At 64.4% G+C, this 20,670-nt stretch carries 24 protein-coding genes; 11 read left to right on the top strand and 13 right to left on the bottom strand.

Translation table 11 applies throughout. The features are described 5' to 3' along the window. The first annotated feature begins 11 nt into the window (after positions 1-11). Together AC07OE_RS15385 and AC07OE_RS15390 are read left to right on the top strand one after the other, a co-directional pair. A complete protein-coding gene (locus tag AC07OE_RS15385) occupies positions 12-731 on the top strand; it encodes a response regulator (RefSeq protein ID WP_495071451.1) in 720 nt (239 codons plus the stop codon). Beyond that, positions 718-2,190, top strand: coding sequence for an ATP-binding protein (locus AC07OE_RS15390; RefSeq protein ID WP_495071452.1), 1,473 nt, complete (start codon positions 718-720; stop codon positions 2,188-2,190). The genes AC07OE_RS15385 and AC07OE_RS15390 overlap by 14 nt, the downstream gene beginning before the upstream one ends. Before the next feature lie 57 nt (positions 2,191-2,247). On the opposite strand, the gene rbp is transcribed toward AC07OE_RS15390, so the two are convergent. The 4 genes from rbp to AC07OE_RS15410 form a co-directional block, all read right to left on the bottom strand. After that, a complete protein-coding gene (rbp, locus tag AC07OE_RS15395; protein WP_495071453.1) occupies positions 2,248-2,541 on the bottom strand; it encodes an RNA-binding regulator in 294 nt (97 codons plus the stop codon). 25 nt (positions 2,542-2,566) lie between these two features. Next, the gene (locus AC07OE_RS15400) at positions 2,567-2,806 is read right to left on the bottom strand and encodes a hypothetical protein (protein ID WP_495071454.1); all 240 of its coding nucleotides are present in this window, start codon (positions 2,804-2,806) and stop codon (positions 2,567-2,569) included. A 261-nt stretch (positions 2,807-3,067) separates the two neighbouring features. Continuing rightward, positions 3,068-3,928: an AraC family transcriptional regulator gene (locus AC07OE_RS15405; RefSeq protein WP_495071455.1), complete on the bottom strand. Its 861-nt coding sequence runs from the start codon at positions 3,926-3,928 to the stop codon at positions 3,068-3,070. A 29-nt stretch (positions 3,929-3,957) separates the two neighbouring features. Next, a complete protein-coding gene (locus AC07OE_RS15410; RefSeq protein WP_495071456.1) occupies positions 3,958-4,404 on the bottom strand; it encodes a GyrI-like domain-containing protein in 447 nt (148 codons plus the stop codon). 135 nt (positions 4,405-4,539) lie between these two features. On the opposite strand from AC07OE_RS15410, the gene AC07OE_RS15415 reads away from it, so the two are divergent. After that, positions 4,540-4,890, top strand: a complete 351-nt coding sequence (locus AC07OE_RS15415) for a FlxA-like family protein (RefSeq protein WP_495071457.1) — start codon at positions 4,540-4,542, stop codon at positions 4,888-4,890. 15 nt (positions 4,891-4,905) lie between these two features. Here the strand turns inward: AC07OE_RS15415 and nagA are convergent, their stop codons facing one another. Next, positions 4,906-6,027, bottom strand: coding sequence for an N-acetylglucosamine-6-phosphate deacetylase (gene nagA, locus AC07OE_RS15420; protein WP_495071597.1), 1,122 nt, complete (start codon positions 6,025-6,027; stop codon positions 4,906-4,908). 19 nt (positions 6,028-6,046) lie between these two features. Beyond that, positions 6,047-6,772, bottom strand: a complete 726-nt coding sequence (locus AC07OE_RS15425; RefSeq protein ID WP_495071458.1) for a GntR family transcriptional regulator — start codon at positions 6,770-6,772, stop codon at positions 6,047-6,049. Between the two features lie 148 nt (positions 6,773-6,920). Between AC07OE_RS15425 and AC07OE_RS15430 the strand changes: the two genes are divergently transcribed. Continuing rightward, positions 6,921-7,544 carry a hypothetical protein gene (locus tag AC07OE_RS15430; RefSeq protein WP_495071459.1) on the top strand — a complete coding sequence of 208 codons (624 nt, stop codon included), beginning with the start codon at positions 6,921-6,923 and terminating at the stop codon, positions 7,542-7,544. Between the two features lie 16 nt (positions 7,545-7,560). On the opposite strand, the gene AC07OE_RS15435 is transcribed toward AC07OE_RS15430, so the two are convergent. Beyond that, positions 7,561-8,127, bottom strand: coding sequence for a TetR/AcrR family transcriptional regulator (locus tag AC07OE_RS15435; RefSeq protein WP_495071460.1), 567 nt, complete (start codon positions 8,125-8,127; stop codon positions 7,561-7,563). Between the two features lie 96 nt (positions 8,128-8,223). Here AC07OE_RS15435 and AC07OE_RS15440 point away from each other — a divergent pair, with 96 nt between their 5' ends. The 3 genes from AC07OE_RS15440 to AC07OE_RS15450 all read left to right on the top strand — a co-directional run bounded on the left by AC07OE_RS15440 (position 8,224) and on the right by AC07OE_RS15450 (position 11,652). Further along, on the top strand, positions 8,224-8,928 hold the full coding sequence (locus tag AC07OE_RS15440; RefSeq protein ID WP_495071461.1) for an SDR family oxidoreductase: 705 nt from the start codon (positions 8,224-8,226) through the stop codon (positions 8,926-8,928). A 33-nt stretch (positions 8,929-8,961) separates the two neighbouring features. Then, complete coding sequence (locus AC07OE_RS15445; protein ID WP_495071462.1) at positions 8,962-9,960, top strand: NADP-dependent oxidoreductase; 999 nt, start codon at positions 8,962-8,964, stop codon at positions 9,958-9,960. 108 nt (positions 9,961-10,068) lie between these two features. Continuing rightward, a complete protein-coding gene (locus AC07OE_RS15450; RefSeq protein WP_495071463.1) occupies positions 10,069-11,652 on the top strand; it encodes a methyl-accepting chemotaxis protein in 1,584 nt (527 codons plus the stop codon). A gap of 7 nt (positions 11,653-11,659) precedes the next feature. Here the strand turns inward: AC07OE_RS15450 and AC07OE_RS15455 are convergent, their stop codons facing one another. The 5 genes from AC07OE_RS15455 to AC07OE_RS15475 all read right to left on the bottom strand — a co-directional run bounded on the left by AC07OE_RS15455 (position 11,660) and on the right by AC07OE_RS15475 (position 15,555). Then, positions 11,660-12,427 carry a substrate-binding periplasmic protein gene (locus tag AC07OE_RS15455; RefSeq protein WP_495071464.1) on the bottom strand — a complete coding sequence of 256 codons (768 nt, stop codon included), beginning with the start codon at positions 12,425-12,427 and terminating at the stop codon, positions 11,660-11,662. A 51-nt stretch (positions 12,428-12,478) separates the two neighbouring features. Next, on the bottom strand, positions 12,479-13,624 hold the full coding sequence (locus AC07OE_RS15460; protein WP_495071465.1) for a GGDEF domain-containing protein: 1,146 nt from the start codon (positions 13,622-13,624) through the stop codon (positions 12,479-12,481). Between the two features lie 85 nt (positions 13,625-13,709). Then, positions 13,710-14,309 (bottom strand): GAF domain-containing protein, encoded by a 600-nt coding sequence (locus AC07OE_RS15465; protein ID WP_495071466.1) that lies wholly within the window; start codon positions 14,307-14,309, stop codon positions 13,710-13,712. Positions 14,310-14,461: 152 nt separating this feature from the next. After that, positions 14,462-15,028 carry a YdeI/OmpD-associated family protein gene (locus AC07OE_RS15470; RefSeq protein WP_495071467.1) on the bottom strand — a complete coding sequence of 189 codons (567 nt, stop codon included), beginning with the start codon at positions 15,026-15,028 and terminating at the stop codon, positions 14,462-14,464. Between the two features lie 59 nt (positions 15,029-15,087). Continuing rightward, positions 15,088-15,555: a CreA family protein gene (locus AC07OE_RS15475; RefSeq protein WP_495071468.1), complete on the bottom strand. Its 468-nt coding sequence runs from the start codon at positions 15,553-15,555 to the stop codon at positions 15,088-15,090. A gap of 52 nt (positions 15,556-15,607) precedes the next feature. On the opposite strand from AC07OE_RS15475, the gene AC07OE_RS15480 reads away from it, so the two are divergent. Continuing rightward, positions 15,608-15,988: a VOC family protein gene (locus AC07OE_RS15480; RefSeq protein WP_495071469.1), complete on the top strand. Its 381-nt coding sequence runs from the start codon at positions 15,608-15,610 to the stop codon at positions 15,986-15,988. Positions 15,989-16,070: 82 nt separating this feature from the next. Further along, the gene (locus AC07OE_RS15485; protein ID WP_495071470.1) at positions 16,071-17,300 is read left to right on the top strand and encodes a Fic family protein; all 1,230 of its coding nucleotides are present in this window, start codon (positions 16,071-16,073) and stop codon (positions 17,298-17,300) included. Here the strand turns inward: AC07OE_RS15485 and AC07OE_RS15490 are convergent, their stop codons facing one another. Continuing rightward, entirely contained in the window at positions 17,301-17,990 is a 690-nt protein-coding gene (locus AC07OE_RS15490; RefSeq protein ID WP_495071471.1) for a dienelactone hydrolase family protein, read from the bottom strand. It lies immediately after the preceding gene. 116 nt (positions 17,991-18,106) lie between these two features. Between AC07OE_RS15490 and AC07OE_RS15495 the strand changes: the two genes are divergently transcribed. Then, complete coding sequence (locus AC07OE_RS15495; protein ID WP_495071472.1) at positions 18,107-18,505, top strand: VOC family protein; 399 nt, start codon at positions 18,107-18,109, stop codon at positions 18,503-18,505. 22 nt (positions 18,506-18,527) lie between these two features. Beyond that, positions 18,528-20,669, top strand: coding sequence for a TPR end-of-group domain-containing protein (locus AC07OE_RS15500; protein WP_495071473.1), 2,142 nt, complete (start codon positions 18,528-18,530; stop codon positions 20,667-20,669). The last annotated feature ends 1 nt before the right edge of the window (position 20,670 follow it).

Consider the following 20,670-nt stretch of genomic DNA (forward strand, 5'->3'; position numbering starts at 1 on the left):
AGACACACGCCATGAACCGTACCCTGCTCGTCGTGGACGACGACCAAAAAACCCGCAACCTGCTCAAGACCTACCTGGAGAAACACCAGTACGAGGTGCGCGTGGCGCACGACGGCGCCAGCTTCACGGCCGAGTTCGAGCGCTTCAAGGACGAACTCAGCCTGGTCATTCTGGACGTGATGCTGCCCGACACCGACGGCTTCACACTGTGCCGCAGCGTGCGCAGCCAGTCACCCGTGCCCATCATCATGCTGACCGCCAGTGCCGACGACACCGACCGCATCGTGGGCCTGGAGCTGGGAGCCGACGACTACATTGCCAAGCCCTACAACCCGCGCGAGCTGCTGGCCCGCATCAAGGCCATCCACCGCCGCATGCAGCTGGGTGCGCCCGGCGCACCGGTGCGCACGCTGCGCTTTGCCGGCTTCAGCATGGACGTGGTGGAGCGCGTACTGACCGACCCCCAGGGCGAGCCCGTGGTGTTGACCAGCATGGACTTCAACCTGCTGCGCTTCTTTGCAGAGCACGCGGGTGAGACGCTGGACCGCGCCCGTCTGATGGAACAGACCCGTGGCCGCGACCTCGGGCCACTGGACCGCTCGCTCGACGTGCAGATCAGCCGTTTGCGCCAGCGCCTCAATGACGATGGCAAACAGCCCGTACTCATCAAGACCGTGCGCGGCAGCGGCTATGTGTTCTCGGCCGACGTGACCCAGCATGGCGACAGCTGACCGACGCCGCTGGACCCGCCGCTATCTGCCCGACAGCCTGCTGGGCCGCATCGTGGTGGTCATGGCCTTGGGCGTCATCAGCGCGCAACTGGTCGGCACGCTGTTGTGGGCACGCCAGCTGCGCGAAAGCGCACGCACCGAGGCACTGGGCGCGGGCAAGCACCTGGCGCTCAATGCCGCAGGCGCGCTGCGCTTCTTCCGCGATCTACCGCCGCAGTTTCGCCCCATCCTCATCGAGCAGTTACGCACCATGGGCGGTACGCGCTTCTTTGTGAATGTGAACAAGACGCGCGTGCCCATCACCCCGCTGAAGAACAACGCGCTGGTGGACGCCGTGGTGGATGTGGTGCGCGAGGACCTGGTGCGCAACCTGCACGCCACACAAGCGCCGGACGTGGCCTTTGCCTGGCCCGACAGCCTGCAGGTGTCGGACGACGGCCGCATGGTCAGCGACCTGCCCGAGTCGTGGGTGGAGGCCACATTGCTGCTGCGCCCCCGGCCCGCACCGGTGCTGGTGATTCAATCCGAGTTTGAACCGGGGCGCTGGCTCTACCTGGCGGCGCCCATGCCCGACCCGTACTTCCTGGACAACGCCAATCCGTTGACCACCGACCGTGTGCTGCTGCAGCTGGTGACACTGGTCACCGTGCTGGTGCTCAGCGTGCTGCTGGTGCGCGGCCTGATTCGCCCGCTGAACAAAATTGCATCGGCCGCCAACGCCTTTGGCAACGACACCGCACCCGAGAGCGTGCCCGAGACCGGCACCGCCGAGCTGCGCCGCACGGCCCGCGCCTTCAACGAAATGCAGGCGCGCATCCAGGGCTACCTGGTAGACCGCGAGCGGCTGTTCCTCGGCATCTCGCATGGTCTCAAGACGCCCATCATGCGCCTTAAGCTGCGCACCGAGCTGCTGGACGACGAAACCCTGCGTGCCGAGTTCCACGAGGACTTGGACGACCTGGACGTGATGGTGAAGGCCGCGCTGCAAAGTGTGAAAGACACCGATATCCACGAGAACCTGACCCCCGTGCGGCTGGACACGCTGCTGGCCCGGCTAGCGCAGCGCCCCATCCACCCCGATGCGAGCATTGAATGGACGGCCGAGGCCATCAGCGTGCTAGGCAAACCTCTGGCGCTGGAACGCGCCTTCAGCAACCTGCTGGACAACGCCGTGCTCTATGGCGAGCGCGTGCAGGTGCGCCTGAGCCACCAGGGCAACCGCGCGCTGGTGGAGGTGCGGGACTTTGGCCCTGGCATTGCACAGGCCAGCATGTCGGCCGCGTTTGAACCCCATGTGCGCCTGTCCCACGGCCAGCAGCAGAACCGCACCGGCACGGGCCTGGGCCTGGGCATTGCCCGCAACATCATTCAGGCCCACGGTGGCGAAATACGCCTGCACAACCACGCCGAGGGCGGGCTGGTGGTCACCGTACTGCTGACAGCACTTCCACCGGAGTAAGGTGCACAGACGTAAAAAAGCCGGCTGCAAGAGCCGGCTTTTTAGGGGGCTTACAGCTTAGTAGCTGCGTGCGCCGCGGTAACCATCCGACGTGCCGCGGTCTTCGCGCGGACGTGCCAGGTTCACCACGATGGAGCGACCGTCCACGGATTGGCCATGCAAGCCGTCAATGGCTGCCTGCGCAAATGCGGGCGTACCCATTTCGACAAAGGCAAAACCTTTGGAGCGGCCGGTGTCACGGTCCATCATCACCTTGGCGGAGGTTACTTCGCCAAATTCGGAGAAGTTGCTGCGCAGACTGGTGTCGTCCACGGAATAGGGCAGATTGCCCACGTAAATTTTGGTGCTCATAGTTAGCCTTTCAGAAAAAAAGTGTTCAGCAGGTTTGCGGACGTGCGATGCAGGTCTCTAGCCAGCCCTGGGTGATGGCATACACCCGGGCGGCTTCGCGAGATACGAACTCGCAATCAAAGTTAAAAATTCGGCAGTAGGCGCCCTTGCTTTGGCTGCGCTGGACCGAGATGGAAGCACGGAAGCGACCGTTGCTGGTGGCGTGCGTGGCGGGCGAAACCATGTAGTTGCCCATGGGTATGGCTAATTCGGAAGTCTGGATCATGTAGGGGAGAGGTGCGGACCTGAATCAAAGAGGCCGGCTTGAGCAGAAAGAGAATCGGTTGGCTGCAGCTCTGCAGTTCAACGTGGTCGACAGGTGTCGAATAAACCGAGGCCCTGCTGCAAAAGACATCTCTTGCCAGGCTTCGTGGAACGAGGGGGTGTTGGGTGCAACCCGAGTTCCTGTTGCGTATTATATTTATAAAGAAATATAAGTCAACGCCTTTATTTCAAAATTCCTCTAAAAGTTTCGTCAGGCGGAAAACTAAGCCACATTCTGCAACGGCAGGTAGATGTCGGTCAACAAATCGGCCGGCGCCGTGTCCCGTGGGTTGTTCAGGTATTCCTCAAACACGGGTTGATCCAGCGCCGCATGGCCCGACTGCACCAGCCACTGCCCATAGAGCCACTGGTAGGCCGCCCCCATGGTGGCGTAGGGCCCGCGGTGGCGCAGCACAGCGCAGGTGCAGCCGCCCAGCGTCATGGCTTGCAGGGGCGCGGCGGCGCTGGCGCTCGCGGGCAGCGACAAACCCGCCCAGGACCGCAGCTGTGCTTCAGGCACGGCGGCCGGGTCGTCGTAGTACACGGCCAGCCAGCGGGTGTCGTCCCGCAGCAGGCCCTGGGCGGCCATGTGGGTGAAGGTGGTTTCAAACGCTTTGCCAATGCGCATATAGCCACCGCCATGCGGCAGGCCGGCCAGCGGCACCGCGGGCACATAGCGAATGTCCACCGTGTAACCCGCCGCCGCGGCCTGCGCCACGCCACGGCGGAACACCACATGCCCGCCCTGCGCGCGGTACTGCGTGGGCCCCATGCCATAAGCCGTGCCAAAGGCGCGGGTAAACGACTGCACATTGGGGTAGCCGCACTTGCGCGCCACCTGGGCCACCGGCAGCTGCGTGTTGGCCAGGTAGCCCGACGCGCGGTGCAGCCGCAGCCGGCGTATGGTGGCCGCAATGGTCTCGCCGTTCATCGCGTGGTAGACGCGGTGCCAGTGGTAGGGCGACAGGTGGGCCACCTCCGCCAGCTGGTCCAGGTCTAGCTCCTCGGCCAGGTGGTCGTGGATGTAGGCGGTGACGCGGCTCAGGCGATCCTGGTAGTCGGTCCAGCTGTGGCTGCGGTTCATGCGCGGTGGGTGCTTTCGTTATTGCAGACTTATTGCAGGCCAATGGAGATGGCAATGCGGCCATCGGCACTGTAACGCTCGTACTCGGCAATCACGGTCTTCGCCAGCTCGGTGTGGCCCCAAATCTCCATCCACTTGGCGCCCACCAAGTCAGCCCGGTTGGGCTCCACGTCAAACACCGCGCGCTTGGACGCGGGGACCACCACGCGCACCATGCCCGCAGGCACCTCGGCGCTGGCGGGTACCGGCGCGCCAATCACCAGCGAGTACAAGCCCGTGTTGTTGAGGCCTGCGTTTTCAAAGTGGGTGTAAACGGCGTAGACATCACCGTTCAGCTTGGCGGGAATGTGGGCCAGCACTTCCTCCTGGCCAAAGCGCTGCCAGTGCGGGGGAATGGTCTGCATGGCCTCCAGGTTGGTGGTGCGCAGCTCGATGCCGATGACGTGGATCGCGTGGGACAGTAGCTCTGTTTTCATCAAAAACTCCAGTGAGGTTGAACACCGGGCCAGTCTAAAAACACCGAGCGGACATTTCTTGCGGAATTGCACCGCAACGCTGCATCCAAAGCGGCGCATTCCTAAAGCATTGCCGCGGTTCACCGATAACGAACCATGCAAGTTTCCGGAACATCCTCCATCTCAGGCCGTATTTCAAGCGCCGGCGCAGACGCCAGCGATATCGCAAAACTGCAGAAGCAGTTGCGGGACTTGGTGGAGCAGCTCAACGGCTTGGCTACTTCCGACATGGATCCGAAGTCGAAGAAGGAGCGCGTCAAACTCCTGCAAGCGCAGATTCAGATGGTTCAGGCCCAAATCACCGCAATCCAGCGCGCGCGTCAACAAGAGCAACTCGACGTCACCATCCAGAAAACCGAAAACACGGCAAAGGTGGCGGAGAAGAAGAACCCCAAGGCCGCATCAAAGACCGACAAACTAGGCAGCAACGTAGACACCTACGCCTGACCAGCGTCGGAATTTCTACAAAGCCACCGCGTGGCCTTCCACCCATACCGCCTGCAGCGCCAGATCCCGGTCCACCACCACCGCATCGGCCCAAGCGCCGGACTGCAGGCGGCCGCGGTCTGACAGGCCCATGTGGTCGGCGGCATAGGTGGAGACGCGTTTGGAGGCGTCCTCCAGGTCCAGGCCCAGGGTGTTGACGAGGTTGCGCAGGGCCTGGTCCATGCTGAGCACCGAGCCGGCCAGCGTGCCGTCGGCCAGGCGCACGCCGCCCATGCACTTGGTCACCGTGTGGCGGCCCAGCTTGTAGTCGCCATCGGGCATGCCGGCGGCGGAGGTGGAGTCGGTCACGCAGTACAGCTTGGGGATGGCGCGCAGCGCGGTGTGGATGGCGCCGGGGTGCACATGCAGCAGATCGGGGATGATTTCAGCAAACTCGGCATGGGCCAGCGCCGCGCCCACCATGCCCGGCTCGCGGTGGTGCAGCGCCGACATGGCGTTGAACAGGTGCGTAAAGCCCGTGGCACCGCAGCGCATGGCGGCCACGCCCTGCTCGTAGCTGCCCGTGGTATGGCCCAGCTGCACCTTGAAGCCCTCAGCCACCAATTGCGCAATCAACGCCTCGTTACCACCCACCTCGGGCGCCAGCGTGATGAGGCGGATGGGCGCCATGGCGTGCAGGCGGTGGATCTCGTCAAAGCTGGCGGGTCGCGCAAACGGCGGCTGCGCGCCCAGGCGTGCCTCGCTGATGTAAGGCCCCTCCAGATGCACGCCCAGCACGCGCGCAGCGTTGGGTGCACGTTGTTTGCAAAGCGCGCCCATGGCGGCAAAAGCCGTGTCCAGGTCGCTCTGCGGTGCGGTCATGGTGGTGGCCAAGAGTGACGTAGTGCCATGCCGCGCATGCAGCGTGGCCACATGCAGGGCCGCGTCACCGCCCTCCATGATGTCGTGGCCCGCACCACCGTGCACATGCAGGTCAATGAAGCCGGGCAGCACGATGGGCGCGCCGCTGTCGCGCACCGCGGCCGTGGCCACAGGCGTGCCGCTGATGCCTGCAACGCGGCCCTGCGCATCCAACGTGAGTGCGCCCTGCACAAAGCCCGTGGGGGTGAGGATGTGGCCTTCAATGCGGCTCTGCAATGTCGTCATGGCGGTGTCCTTAGGTTTTCAGCTCGGCCACAAAGTCGTAGTAGTCGCTGCGGCAGTACGACTGGGTGCACTCCACGGCCACGCCGTCGGGCAAAAAAGCGGTACGGCTCACCCACAGCAGGGCAGCACCGATGGCAATGCCCAGCTGCGCGGCCATGGCGGCCTCGGCATTCACGGCACGGATGTGCTGCACCGCGCGTACCGGCGCCAGGCCACTGCGCGCCAGGTGCAGGTAGAGCGAACCATCCAGGTCCTGCGGGCGTGGGCAGGCGCTCAGCAACACGGTGCTGCGCTCGTAGGCCATGGGCACGCCGTCGGCCAGGCGCAGGCGCTCCAGCCGCGCCACGCGGGCGCCGCGCGCCAGGCCCAGCGCTTCGCGCTCGGTCACGCTGGCGGCAGCCACCTCGCGCGTGATCCAGGTGCTGCTGGGCATGTAGCCGCGTTGGCGCAGCTCTTCTGAAAAACTGGCCAGCTTGGACAGCGGCTGCTCCAGCCGCGGCGCGATGAAGTTGCCCGAGCCCTGGCGGCGCAGCACCAGGCCCTGCTCCACCAGCACGTCAATCGCCTTGCGCGCCGTGATGCGCGACACCCCCAGCGATTCGGACAGCACCCGCTCCGACGGCAGCGCCTGGTCCACCCGGTAGGTGCCCGCGCGGATGTCCTGCTCCAGCTGGCGCGCCAGCTGCAGGTACAGCGGTGAACTGTCATTGGGCACTGTGGAAGGCAGTACGGACATGGGCAAATGCGGTGGTTTTCATAAATAGTACCACTTAAATACCAGTTAGTTCCATCGCTATGTTTTATATAGCTGCAAGCGCAATGGATACAGGGGCTAGCAGCCAATCTGATAGAGTTTGCGCTCCATCAACCCGCAGCGCACCACCATGGCCACGTTTGAAACCGAGTTCCTCCACCACTACCTGCAGCTGGGCTTGGGCTCCATGCCCAAGGCAGACGTGGACGCGCTGGTGATGCACCTGCTGGACCAACACGGCCTGGACGGCTCGGGCCCGCTGGCGCGGCTGAACAACCAGACCGTGAGCGAGCGCCTGAAGACCCCCGTGGCCAAGGTGAAGAAACTGCGCTACGAGGCTGCGTTGAAGTTTGGCGGCCGCGTGGAAGACCAGGCCGCCGGGCGCCTGCTGGCCGCGCTGGCCCACGCATCGCTGGAGCCGCAGGGCGACAAGATCTGCCTCATCATTGAAGACACGCTGGCCAAGAACTGGCTGCAGGGTCAGTTGAAGATCTACCAGCACATCTTTGACCACCCCTTCAGCACCGAGATCATCCGTGTCTCGGCCGACGGGCTGTTCCAGGTGCTCGAATCCCTGTTTGGCAAGAAGGAACTGGCCGCCTTCCGCGCGGGTTACGACAAGGCCAAGGGCGTGAAAGACCAGGCGGAACGCAAAAAGTTGTTCAAGGACGTGGCCATGGGCTTTGCCAAAGACGCCGCCAAGGCCGCAGGCGGCACCGTGCTGGCGGTGGTGAAGGGGCAGCTGGGGCTGTAACGCCGCGGCTATGCCGCTATGCGGGCAACGACGCCGCCACCGTTTGCAGGATTTCGTCGGACAGCGCCTCATCGTCCACCGCACGGGCCAGAATGAGCGCACCCACCATGCTCGCGTAGGCGACCACCGCGCGTTCGCGCTTTAGCGCCTTGGCGCGGCCCGGTGCCAGGTTGGTGAACAGGTCGAGCACCTTGCGTGTGCCGCCGGTTACCGCCTGGCGCAGGCTGGGGCCCTGGCGTGCCGCGTCGGCGCCTAGCGCGGCCATCACACAGCCTTCGCCCGGGTGGTCGCGGTGCTGCTTGCTCAAGTAGGCCTGCATCACCGCGGCCAGCGGGTTGCCCTCCGCGCCACTGGCCACCTGGTTCCAGATGGTGGCCGCGTTGTCAAACGTGCGGCCACAGGCCTCGGCCATCAGCTCTTCCTTGGACGCGAACTGACCGTAAAACCCGCCGTGCGTCAGGCCCGCGCTCTTCATCAGGTCGGCCACACCAATGCCGTCAAACCCGCGTTCGCGGAACAGGCGGCCGGCTACTTCGAGCACGCGGTCGCGGTTCTGGTTGGCTTGTTCCCTTGTGACTTTCATGGTCTTTCTCCGATAGGTCTTGCTATTTTAAATGATGATCGACATATAATTCAATCATGACGATCGTCATTTAAAAACCAACCCAAGGAAATCCCCATGCAAATCAAAAACTCCGTTGTTCTGGTCACTGGCGCCAACCGTGGCCTGGGCCAAGCCTTTGTCAACGCACTGCTGGCCGCCGGCGCTGCCAAGATTTACGCAGCTGCGCGCGACCCCGGCAGCATCACGCTGCAAGGCGTGGTGCCGCTAAAACTAGACGTGACCAACGCCACTGACATTGCCGCCGCCGCACAGCTGGCCACCGACGTCACCCTGCTCATCAACAACGCCGGCATTGGCCGCGGCTCGTCCTTCCTGGCCGCTGGCAGTGCCGACGCCGCGCGCGCGGAGCTGGAGACCAACTTCTTTGGCCCGCTACTCCTCAGCCAGGCGTTTGCACCCATCCTCAAGACCAACGGCGGTGGCGCCATCGTGAACGTGTTGTCGGTGCTCAGCTGGCTCAACATTGCGGGCGCCGCTACCTACAGCGCCTCCAAGTCCGCTGCCTGGTCGCTGACCAACGGGCTGCGTGGCGAGCTGCGTGCGCAGGGCACCCAGGTGGTGGGCGTGCACGTGGGCTTTATGGATACCGACATGGCGCGCGGCGCCCCCGGCCCCAAGGCCGACCCGCTGGACGTGGCACGCCAAACGCTGGCCGCGCTGGAAGCGGGCACGGACGAAGTGCTGGCCGACGAGCTGAGCCGCGGCGTGAAGCAAGGCCTGTCTGCCCAACCGGGTGTCTACTTGGGGCAAGCGGGCTAAGTCGCCCTTACCGCGCCCACAGGAGCACACACCATGCAAGCATTCATGATTGACCGCTACGGCAAGGACCGTGGCCATTTGGGCGATGCGCCCGAACCCACGCTGCAGGACCACGACGTCCTGGTGCAGGTGCACGCCGCGGGCGTGAACCCGCTGGACGCCAAGATCCGCGATGGCGAATTCAAACTGCTGCTGCCGTACGCGCTGCCCCTCATCCTGGGCAATGAATTTGCGGGCGTGGTGCTGCGGGTGGGTCGCCAGGTGCGGCGCTTCCAGGTGGGCGACGCGGTGTACGGCCGCCCTGCGACGCAGCGCATTGGCAGTTTTGCAGAGCGCATTGCCGTGCATGAGGACGACATCGCGCTCAAGCCCAAGACGCTCAGCATGGAAGAGGCCGCATCGGTCCCGCTGGTGGCGCTGACCGCGTGGCAGGCCCTGGTGGAGCGGGCCCAGGTGCGCCCGGGCCAGAAGGTGTTCATCCACGCAGGCTCTGGCGGGGTGGGCACTATCGCCATCCAGCTGGCCAAACACCTGGGCGCCCAAGTGGCCACCACCACCAGCACCGCCAATGTGGCGCTGGTGAAACAACTCGGCGCGGACGTGGTCATTGACTACAAACAGGAAGACTTTGAAACCCGGCTGCGGGACTACGACGTGGTGCTGAACAGCCTGGACGCACAGACCCTGCGCAAGTCCCTGTCCACACTCAAGCCAGGCGGCCAGCTCATCTCCCTTTCAGGCCCGCCCGATCTGCGCTTTGCAAAGCAGGCGGGGCTGAACTGGGGCCTGCAGCAAGTCATGCGCCTGCTGAGCTACGGCATCCGCCGCCGGGCGCGCAGCCGCGGCGTGGACTACTCCTTCCTCTTCATGCGGGCCCATGGCGAACAGCTGCGCGAGATTGCCGCGCTGATCGATGCCGGCGTGCTGCGCCCGGTGGTGGACCGGGTGTTCCCCTTCGCGTCAGCCGCCGACGCGCTGGCCTATGTGGAGAGTGGGCGGGTCAAGGGCAAGGTGGTACTGCGCATGGCATAGCAGCGGGCCAGGGGCGCAGGTTTTGTTTGCGCAAAGCGGGTGAAAGGCGCAATATCGTTGCCGTGCGCTTTCCCCTCACTGTCTGTCACCAGCTGATTGGAGTTGAACATGCCCCTGGCCAATATCAAGATCGGCGTCAAACTCAGCATTGCGTTTGTCGTCGCCGCCCTGCTAACCATCATCCTGGGCGTAGTGGCCCTCCTGCAACTGGGCAAGGTGACCAAAAACACCGAAGACCTGGCCACCAATTTTTTGCCCGGTATCGAAGTCAGCTCTGCGGTGCGGGGCTACATCAATGACATCCGCCGCGCCGAAGCCCGGCTCATGATCTCGGAGACGCCCAAGGAAATCGACGACCAGGAAGCCCGCGTCACAACCGGCAAAAAGAAGCTGGAAGAGCTGGAAACCAAAATGTCGGCGCTGATGGACTCGGATGCCGAAAAGGCCTCCATGGCCAGGTTTCAGGAGCACCGCGCCGGCTGGCTAGCCACCAACCAGAAGATACTGGCTGCCATCCGCAGCGGCCCGGATGGCAAAGCCCCAGCCATTGAGCTGTACAAGAAAGAAAGCGCCGTGGCCTTCAACGCCGCGCTGGCAGACATCACCGCCATCATCGACGACAACTCCAAGGTAGCCGCCGACGGCTGGGCCAGCGCCCAGGTGGTGGCCCGCAATGCGAGCATCACCGTCACCAGCACCATTGCGCTGGCTTTGGTGGTGTGCATCTTCATGGCCATTGCCATCACCCGCAGCATCACCCGCCCCCTGGCCGAAGGTGTCACCATGGCCGAAGCCGTGGCCGCCGGTGACCTGACCGTGCAGGTGAACACCAACGGTGGTGACGAACTGGCCCAGCTGCTGCGCGCCATGGACAGCATGAAAAACGGCCTGCGCAGCGTGGTGAGTCGGGTGCGCCAAGGGTCAGAAGGCGTAGCTACCGCCAGCTCGGAGATTGCCCAGGGCAACCATGACCTGAGCGCCCGCACCGAACAACAGGCCAGCGCGCTGGAAGAAACCGCCGCCAGCATGGAAGAGCTGTCGTCCACCGTCAAGGCCAACGCCGACAACGCCCGCCAGGCCAACCAGCTGGCCAGCAGCGCGTCCAGCGTGGCGGTGCAGGGTGGCGAGGTGGTGGGCCAAGTGGTGCAAACCATGCGCGGCATCAACGAAAGCAGCCGCAAGATCAGCGACATCATCAGCGTGATCGACAGCATCGCCTTCCAAACCAACATCCTGGCGCTAAATGCCGCAGTGGAAGCCGCGCGGGCGGGCGAGCAAGGCCGCGGCTTTGCCGTGGTGGCCAGCGAGGTGCGCAGCCTGGCCAGCCGCAGCGCCGACGCGGCCAAAGAAATCAAGATGTTGATCAACACCAGCGTGGAGCGCGTGGAACAAGGCAGCGCGCTGGTGGACAAGGCCGGCGAAACCATGACCGAAGTGGTAGCCAGCATCCGCCGCGTGACCGACATCATGGGCGAGATCAGCGCCGCCAGTAGCGAGCAATCGGCCGGCGTATCGCAAGTGGGTGAGGCGGTTACACAGATGGACCATGCCACCCAGCAAAACGCCGCGCTGGTGGAGCAAATGGCCGCGGCGGCCAGCAGCCTCAAGAGCCAGGCGCAAGACCTGGTGCACGTGGTCGCCACCTTCAAGCTGGGCGGCGCAGACGACCACCCTAGCCTGGCCTACGCCTAGGGCGCGGCTAGTTCAGTTCCAAATACTTCTTGGCCAGCGCCTTGCCGTGGGTCTTGCGGGCCTCGGCAATCTGTCTCCACAGCTGGGCGGCGATGGAGGGTGATTTGTCGAAAAACTGCTTGGAGAACGGCAGGTAGTAGTCCTTGGATGAAAACGGCAGCGGCAGCTTTTGCACACCCATGAAGCGTCTGTCATCCAGCAGCAAATCCACCTGCAGGTCCTGACCCACATAGGCCGCAATGCGGCCCATCAGCAGCTTCTGCAAGTTGTTTGCGGTGGTGGTCGCTTCTTCCACGGGGACGCCCAGCTTGCGCACCTCGTCCGCGGCCGAATATCCCGCATTCACACCCACCAGTGCCTGCGCCGGGCTGAACTGCCGGTTTTCCCATTTGAAGGTGGAGCCGTTTTTGACATACACGCTGTAGCTCAGCGTGGCCAGGCTGTAGGCCGGGTCGGGCGCGTCGCCCAGCATGGGGTACACGGCGTAGGCCGCGCGCTCAGGGCTGTAAGACAACAGCAACATGGCATGCACCGCGCCGCTTTCCAGCTCGCGCAGGGCGCGTCGGTTGGGCAGGCGCTTCCATTCAATCTTGCAACCCATCTTGGTGGCTGCCAGCGTGAGCAGCTCAACGGCAATGCCGGGGTTGGGGGGAATCGCCTCGCCTTCCCCCAGGTAGTAGGGCGGGGAGGCCTGGTCGCTATAGACGATGCTGAAAGGACAGGCTAGTGCCACCTGCGCCAGGCAACTCGCGAACACGCCAACAACGAGACGCAACAGGTAGTCCATGGGCCCAACGACATAGTTTGGGCGGAGTATAGCCACGCACTATGACAAAGGCCCAACGTCGTGGCACACCACGCAGTTGCGGCCGCTGGCCTTGGCGCGGTACATGGCGGAGTCGGCGCGGTGCAGCAGCGTGCCCAGGTGGGCGCTGTGGGTGGCCACCCCAATGCTCACGCTCACCTGCAGGGTGTGTGCGTGCCAGGGCACGGCCGCGCTGGCCACCGCATGGCGCAGCTTTTCGGCCACCGCTGTGGCCGTGGCCGCATCGGTGTCGGCCAGCAGCACGGCAAACTCTTCGCCGCCTATGCGCCCGCACACATCGGCCGCGCGAAAGTGCTGGGCCAGCAGGTCGCCCACCTGCTTCAGCACCAGATCGCCTGCGCTGTGGCCATGGGTGTCGTTGATCTGCTTGAAGTGGTCCACATCCAACAGCAAGGCGCTCAGCGGCTTGCCCTGGCGGTGGCACAGGCGGCTGGTCTGCTCGCCCAGCTCCATGAACGAGCGGCGGTTGTTGATGCCGGTCAGCTCGTCGGTGCGAGCCATGCGGTCGGCCACCTCGTTGGCCTGGCGCAGCTCGTAGCTCAGGTGCAGACGCGTTTGCATGGCGGCATACAGCACCTGGGTGCCACGCAGCGCACCCACCATGAACGTCGTGGCCGCCACGGCCATGCCCAGCGCAATCTGGCTGGGCTGAAAGTACAGCCACACCGTGCTGGGCACCAGCACGGCCGCCATGGCGGCAATGGTCATGCCGCGGTGCGCGGAGTAGGCCACGATAGCACCGCCCATCAGCCCCGCCACAAAAAAGAGAATGACAAACTGCCCCGCCACATCGTCCGGCGGCATCAGCCACAGCATGCCCAGCCCCCAGATCAGGGACGACAGCATCAGCGTGGCCGCATAGGGCCGCTCCCAGGCCAGCACGGCCGGGCCAACAGGCTTGGCCCGAAAGTACTGCACGTACATGCCCAGCCGCAGCAAGGAGCTGGCGCCCAGCAAGCCCAGCCAGATCAGCAGCTTCTGGTTCTCCACATGGCCCCACAGCGTCCAACACAGCACGGTGCCGATGATGAAGCTCTGGAACAGCGCCGGAAACGACTGTTCGAACAGCAGCACCAGCGTGTCGATGCGCGCGCGGTCGTGGGGGGCCGCGGCCCGGGACTGGTCAGAAACGGCGTCTTTGCGCATGTGGGCTCCTCTGAATTACTATAGTTTTGATAGCTATTAGCGCTTATCCCACAGGGGCTAACGGCCTATTTTTCTTGTAAGCCGACTACCGACGCCTGGGTGGAGCGCCAGGCGCTGGCGCCAAAGTCCAGTCGCCCGGCTCCGGCGGCGGCGGAGCGGGCTGGGCCGCGCGGGCCTTGTCGATGCGGCCCGCGGTGAGCTTGGCGCTGAACTTCAGGCGCCGCAGGTCTTCGGGGTTGGGGTTGTCTTGCGGGCTGAAGCTGAAGCAGCACAGCGTGCCGTAGACCTCGCCATCCTGCAGCACGATGGGCGTGCTGATGTGCGTGCCTATGGGGAAAGGCAGGTCCCGCGTCAGCGCGGCGGCCTCGGGCACATCGGCCGTGTTGACGATGTACTCGGGCAATCGGCCATCGACCACGCGCTGGCACCAGCTGGCCTCCAGCGGGTCCGACTGGCCCGCGGCAATCGTCGTGTGACCAGGGCTCAGCGCCACGCGCTTGAACACGCGTCGCTGCTCCTTGAATTCGGAGACAAACACCACGTCCATCTTCATCTGGTCACGCAACAGGCTCAGCACCTGCTGCACCGAATCGTCAATCAGCTCGTCGGCACTGTCTGCCGTGGCCACCAGCAGCTCAGACACTTTGACGGAGAAGGCACTGGGTTCGTAGTCGGGTTCGTACATGGCGGGGGAAAGGGTACCGGAGGGGAAGGCAGATGTTTATACGCCACACACCCGCACAATTCTCTTAGCCACCAACATATATCCCGTACGGACCGGGGTCAATTGGGCCAAGGATGCTAGAGCTTGCACGGGCCACGTAAGAGCTACTCATTTCACGGACTCTCGCCCCGCCCCAACTTCGCCAACAACTGCGCCATCCGCTTCTCCCGCGTTTCCGGTCGCTTCGCGCTGGTGAGCCGGTAGTAGATGGTGAACAGCTGCTGCCGCTTCAGGGTGGCGTAGAAAGCCTGGGCCGCGGGGTCTTGCTGCAGCGCCGCCAAAAAGTCTTCGGGTATCTCCATGGTGGCGCTGCCGGCGTAGGCGCTGTCCCAGCGCCCATCGGCGCGGGCGGCCTCCACATGCGCCAGGCCAGCGGGCTGCATGCGGCCTTGCGCTATCAGCCGCTCGGCATGCTGCACGTTTTTCTGTGACCAGTTGGAGCGCGCGCGGCGCGGCGTCAGGCGCTGCACGAATGAGGTGTCGTCGAAGCCTTTGCGAATCCCGTCGATCCAGCCCCAGGTGAGGGCGGCCACCACGCAGTCTTCCCAGGTGACGGAGGCCTTGTCCGTGCCCTTTTTGAACATGCGCACCCATAGCTCGGTCTCGCTGGCGTGGTTGGCCCGCAGCCAGGCGTGCAGTTGTTCGGGTGTTTCAAACGTGTGGTGTACCTTATTGCTCATGTATTGATAGCCGCTAGCCCATATTCCACGGGGGCTACAGCCTGATTTTCTTATAAAACCTATTTGAGAGGAATGGGCTGCTCCGCCGGCACGGCCACTGCGGTCACGTTGTTTTTGGGGCTGCCGTCGATGATTTTGTCGGAGTACACCAGATAGACCAGGGTGTTGCGCTTCACGTCCACCATGCGCACCACGCGCACGTGCTTGAAGAGGAAGGACGCGCTGGCCTTGAACACTTCGTCTTGCTTCTCGATCTTCTCTTTGAAGCTGATGGGGCCCACCTGGCGGCAGGCCACGGCGGCGTCTGCTGTGTCTTCGGCCAGGCCCAGCGCGCCGGCGTAGCCGCCGGTTTTGGCGTGCGACAGGTAGCAGGCCACGCCGTTCACCGCGGGGTCGTCAAACACGTCCACCACCACCTTGTCGTTGGGGCTGAGCAGTTTGAAGGTGGTGCTGACAGCGCCCACGGTCTCGGCGTTGGCGGCCAGCGCAAGGCTGCTGAGCAGCAGCGAGGCAAATAGTGTTTTCATGGCGAACTCTCTTGGTACAAATGGGGTATTACAAACCAAAGGGAAACTTGCCATGCAATTGGGCTACACCATCCTCTACGTGCCGGACGTACCCGCCACGCTCAAGTTCTACGAAGCAGCCTTTGGGCTGACCACGCGCTTTTTGCATGAAAGCGGGGACTACGGCGAGCTGGAGACCGGCAGCACGGCGCTGGCGTTTTCGGCGCACCGGCTCATGCAACAGCTGGGCAAGAACCCGCAGGCCGCCAGCCCCACGGCACCCTGCTTTGAGATAGCGCTGTGCACGCCAGACGTAGCCGCCGCACTAGAGCGCGCCGTAGCCGCCGGAGCCAAGCCCATGCGCCCGCTGGAGGTGATGCCCTGGGGCCAGACGATTGCCTATGTGGCCGACATCAACGGTTTTTTGGTGGAGCTGTGCACGCCTATGGGCTGAGGCAAGCCTATTTTTCCTAGGCTGAGCCGTATTTGCGCAAATACACCTCACTTTTTGAGCCGTATCGTTCAAAATACGCCTCATGCCTACCGCACTCCCGCATCCCCGCTACATCTGGCAGCACCCTGCTTGGCCGAAGCTCACCTTTGATGCGGCGGCAGTGGCTCCAGCGCTGGACCAGGCGCGGCTGGAGCAGGGTCGCTTGTTGGGGCTGCTAAGCGCCATTGGGCTGGAACAAGCCAACGCGGTGCAGCGCGAGCTGTGGGTGCAAGAGGCGCTGGCCACTGCCGCCATTGAGGGTGAGCAGCTCAATCTGGAATCCCTGCGCTCGTCGGTGGCGCACCGGCTTCAATTGGCGGATGCACCGGGCCCTGACCGGTCGGTGGAAGGCTTGGTACAAGTGATGGGCGACGCACTGGCCAACCACAGCGCCGCACTGGACTTGGACCGGCTGTGCCGCTGGCAGTCGGCGCTGTTTCCGGGGGGCACGTCGGGCATCACGCGCATTGCGGTGGGGCGCGTGCGCGACCACGCTGACGCCATGCAGATCGTCAGCGGTGCGCTGGGGCGCGAGGTGGTGCATTACGAGGCGCCGCCTTCTGCGGAGGTGCCTGCGGAGATGGCGCATTTTTTGGCGTGGTTTGAAGGCACACGCCCTGCTACGGGTGCCACTGCGGTGAACGGCATTGCGCGGGCGGCTCTGGTGCACTTGTGGTTTGAGTCCGTCCACCCGTTTGAGGACGGCAATGGTCGCCTGGGTCGCGCGTTGGCGGACATGGCGCTGGCGCAAGACATGCACGCGCAAGACGCACAGGCCAGCCCGGCGCTGGTGCGGGTGTATGGCGTGGCGCACCAAATGCTCAAAACCCGCGCCGCGTATTACGACGCGCTGAACCATGCGCAGCGCCTGCGGGGCATAGCGCCAGAGGCAAGCGCGATTGATGCAACACCGTGGGTGCAGTGGTTTGTGCAGGCGTTTGCCCGCGCGTGCATTACCAGCCAAGCCGTGGTGCGGGACGCGACCGACAAGGCGCAGTTCCGGCTGCGGGCTGCGCAGTGCCAAACCAATGAACGCCAGCGAAAGGTGCTGGAGCGCCTGCTGGAGGCCGGACATGTGGACTCGGGTGGGGGCTTCTTGGGCGGAATGACCACGGACAAATACGCCAAGATCACCAGCACATCCAAAGCCACCGCCACCCGCGACCTGGCTGATCTGCTGGCCCACGGCCTGCTGCGTGTTGAGGGCGTGGGCAAAGCCACGCGCTATGCGGTGAACGTGCCTGGCTGGGAGCAGCCTGCGCTTAAGGGTTAATTAGCCCAAGTGCTTGCCAAAGAAGCGCAGCGTGCGGTCCCAGGCCTGCTGGGCCCACACGGGGTCGTACTGCGTGGCGGCGATGCGGCCGGGGCCGACGGCGGTTTCGTTGGCGAAGGCGTGGTGGGCCAGGTAGCGGTGAAACTCAAACTGCACACCCGCAGCCGTTAGCTTGGCTTCCAGGCCGTCCACCGTCTCAATCTTGAAAAACTGGTCTTGCGTGGCCCAGTGGCCTTGCAGGGGGATCTTGATCTTGCTGGCGTCGATGTAGTCCAGCGGCGGGCAGCCGTACCAGACCACGGCGGCGTCCAGCTCGGGGGCTTGGGTGGCGCCCAGCAGGGTGAGTGCGCCGCCCATGCAGTAGCCGGTGAGGCCGACCTTGGGGGCGCGGGCTTTCAGGTACTGCACGGCACCACGGATGTCTTGGCCGGCAGCGTCGCCAAAGTCCAGCCCGGTCATGAGGTGGTGGGCTTCTTCCTCTTCGACGGTGGCTTTGCCACGGTACAGGTCAGGCACCAGGGCCTGGTAGCCGGCAGCAGCCAGGCGGTCGGCCACGCCTTTGATCTGGTCATTGAGGCCCCACCACTCCTGGATGACGACGATGGCGGGGGCGTTGGCGGCTGCAGGCTCGGCCAGGTAGCCCTGCACGGCTTTGCCATCCGGGCGGTTGAAGGTGACGGTGCTTCCCATGGTGTGCTCCTCAGTGGTGGGTTGGTGCGCGGTATTGTGGGCACAACGGGCGACCAAGCGGGTTGTGGGGGGATTGGCGTACGATGCCCACGGTTTAAAAAAACGAGGAGATGCGCATGTTCAGTCACGTGATGTTTGGTGTGAGCGACCTGGAGGTATCCAAGAAGTTTTACGACGCGCTCTTGGGAACGCTGGGCCTGGGCCCCGGTGTTGCCAACCACAACGGTATTTGCGGCCGCTACTTCTACCGCAGCCCGGCAGGGAGCTTTGGCATCACCGAGCCGCTGAACGGCGAGCCGGCCACCTTTGGCAATGGCAGCACCGTGGGCTTCAAGATGGAATCGCCCGAGCAGGCCGATGCCTTTCACGCTGCAGGCGTGGCCAACGGCGGCACTACCTGCGAAGACCCCCCCGGCTGGCGCGAAGGCGCAGTGGGCAAGCTCTACCTGGCCTACCTGCGCGACCCCGACGGCAACAAGATTTGCGCGCTGTACCGGCCACCCAAACCGGCCTGAGCCGGCGCGGTTTAATCGGGCCATGCCCATCCTGTCTGCCCGCGCCCTGGGCGCGTTTGCCATGTTGACTTTTTTCAGCACACTGCTTGGGGCCAAGCCGCCCGAGCCCTACCCCCATCTGTCGGACAACACCGCGGCCTCGCAGAGCTACGAGGCGCGCATGGTGCTACGCGGCGATATGGATGGGCTGTTTGCCATTCCGCGCACCAAGCAGGTGGTGGCCGCGGCGGGGGGCTACCTGTGGAAGTTCAGCGCGCAGGGCGAGCTGCTGGATTCGCTGCGCGAGCCGTCGGACCTGTTTACCTCGGGCGTGGCGTTCACGCCGCTCTATTACATCGACTGGGTGTTCACCGGCGACCGCCAGCGCAAGGCCTATGGCCCGGCGCTGAACGGCAACGCACTTTCCCCCGCGGAGCTGCGCGCCACGCTGGACAAGGCGGATGTGGTGGAGTTTGGCGACACGGACACCACCGCCTGGGCCTACATCTGGAAGGCGGGCAAGGCGCAGATCATGGACATCACCGCGCACCGCGCCGATGTGGATGACTACTGCAACCAGCGCACCCACTCGGCCGAAGCGCTGCGCTGGAAAGCCACCTGCCTGAAGGACCACAAGACCCGGCCGCAGGCCTGGAAAGAGGTGGAGCCCGAGCAGTTTCAGGGCTACAGCGACAGCCCGCCCCCGCGCGCCAAGGTGACGGGTTTTGATCGGCGCAAGTACCACCTGGAAGATGGCCTGGGCGGGCAGGTGTTTGGCGCCACCATCGGCCTGGCGCTGAAGGCATGGGGCGTGCCCGGCAGCCTGCCGGACCGCTACTGGTTTGGCGATGCCCACACCGATTTGTATGTGGGCAACGAGGTGATCAAGTTCAAGACCTTTGTGGCCCATGCGCGGGGCGACTACCGCTTCTCCGACATGCGCTGGTGGGACCCCGCACCCATCGCACCGGGCACCAGCCCCTGGTTCACCCAGCATATGCGCACCTACCAGCAGCGCGCGGGCGAGTCGGCGCTGCTGCCGTTTTACGAGAAAGACATTGGCCTGTATGTGGTGCGCCCCAAGGGCACGGGCCAGCCCGCGGCCACGCAGGGCCTGATGCCCGATTGGCGCCCGGTGTTTGAGGGCCCCAAGGCCAACGGCACGGCGGTAACCGGCATGGTGGAGTTTGCCGCGCAGACACCCGCCACCCCGCCCGCGCACTACTGGCTGCGCGACCCCAAGGTGAAGCACTATGCCGACCAGGGCCCTACGGTGGATGTGCTGCCGCTGTGGCCTACCCTGCGCCAGGTGCCCACGGCGCTGGTGGTGCACTGGAACAAGTCGTACGACGAAGAGACCACCGTGCTGCGCGTAGCGCTGGATGTGGAAGAAACCACCACCGCCTTCAACACGCTGCGCACCAACAAGGTACAAACCACGCCGCTGGAGCTGGTGGTGCAGGTGCCCGATATCAGCGGCCCCATGGAGGGCATGCAGGTGCAGCTGCGCGGCGGCGGCAAGGCGGTGCCGCTGACCAAGGCGCGCTTCACCTACGTGATGAAGCCGCCGGTGGAAAAGGTGTCAGACCACGCGCTGCGCGGCGTGCTGCAGACCGCCACGGCGGCGGCCAAGGTGCCCGGTGCGGCGGGCCTGCCGGCTTTCCTGAAACAGGCGCAGGTCTTTGCACAGGACAAAGAACACGCCGAGGCGCTGGCACCCAACGTGACGGCGGCCTACGCCGAGCTGATCAACGCCTACAACGGGCAAAAGGATTTCAAGGCCACGGCCACGCTGGTGCGCCACTACCTGAAAGAGGTGCATCCCGTTATTGGCCACTACAGCAAAGACCCCGGCCAGCCCTACAACATCACCGTCATCGCCAGCCAGACGCTGGCCATCTACGCCCCGCTGGCCGCACTGGACAAGGATCTGGTGCCCGCAGTGATGGCCACGCTGATAGGCCCCAAGTTCGACCCCACCAAGCAGACCAACGGCACGCTGATGTACAACCTGGCCTGCTACTACGCGGTGAACGGCGAGAAGCCGCACATGCTGGACAGCATCACCGCCGCGCGCCGCCTGGGCAAACCCACCTCGCAGTTCATGGCCGATACGGACTTTGAGAAGTACTGGAAGGACGCAGAGTTTTTAAAGGTGCTGGCCGCCACACAAGCTGAGAACTGAC

The organism is Rhodoferax sp. GW821-FHT09E07, assembly GCF_059416145.1.